The organism is Burkholderia sp. SIMBA_062 (assembly GCF_046534765.1).
Classification (GTDB): Bacteria; Pseudomonadota; Gammaproteobacteria; order Burkholderiales; family Burkholderiaceae; genus Burkholderia; species Burkholderia ambifaria.
On record NZ_JAWRYD010000092.1, the window covers coordinates 1 to 1,049 of the forward strand.

At 43.2% G+C, this 1,049-nt stretch carries 1 protein-coding gene; it reads left to right on the forward strand.

The window, feature by feature from the left end; translation table 11 throughout:
• Positions 1-567 (forward strand): APH(3') family aminoglycoside O-phosphotransferase (locus SB786_RS35505; RefSeq protein ID WP_000530949.1); only part of this gene is annotated, 567 nt, incomplete at its 5' end.
• Positions 568-1,049: the final 482 nt, after the last annotated feature.

A 1,049-nucleotide genomic window follows, 5' to 3' on the forward strand; every position in this document is an offset into this window, starting at 1 on the left:
ATCAAGCATTTTATCCGTACTCCTGATGATGCATGGTTACTCACCACTGCGATCCCCGGGAAAACAGCATTCCAGGTATTAGAAGAATATCCTGATTCAGGTGAAAATATTGTTGATGCGCTGGCAGTGTTCCTGCGCCGGTTGCATTCGATTCCTGTTTGTAATTGTCCTTTTAACAGCGATCGCGTATTTCGTCTCGCTCAGGCGCAATCACGAATGAATAACGGTTTGGTTGATGCGAGTGATTTTGATGACGAGCGTAATGGCTGGCCTGTTGAACAAGTCTGGAAAGAAATGCATAAACTTTTGCCATTCTCACCGGATTCAGTCGTCACTCATGGTGATTTCTCACTTGATAACCTTATTTTTGACGAGGGGAAATTAATAGGTTGTATTGATGTTGGACGAGTCGGAATCGCAGACCGATACCAGGATCTTGCCATCCTATGGAACTGCCTCGGTGAGTTTTCTCCTTCATTACAGAAACGGCTTTTTCAAAAATATGGTATTGATAATCCTGATATGAATAAATTGCAGTTTCATTTGATGCTCGATGAGTTTTTCTAAGAATTAATTCATGAGCGGATACATATTTGAATGTATTTAGAAAAATAAACAAATAGGGGTTCCGCGCACATTTCCCCGAAAAGTGCCACCTAAATTGTAAGCGTTAATATTTTGTTAAAATTCGCGTTAAATTTTTGTTAAATCAGCTCATTTTTTAACCAATAGGCCGAAATCGGCAAAATCCCTTATAAATCAAAAGAATAGACCGAGATAGGGTTGAGTGTTGTTCCAGTTTGGAACAAGAGTCCACTATTAAAGAACGTGGACTCCAACGTCAAAGGGCGAAAAACCGTCTATCAGGGCGATGGCCCACTACGTGAACCATCACCCTAATCAAGTTTTTTGGGGTCGAGGTGCCGTAAAGCACTAAATCGGAACCCTAAAGGGAGCCCCCGATTTAGAGCTTGACGGGGAAAGCCGGCGAACGTGGCGAGAAAGGAAGGGAAGAAAGCGAAAGGAGCGGGCGCTAGGGCGCTGGCAAG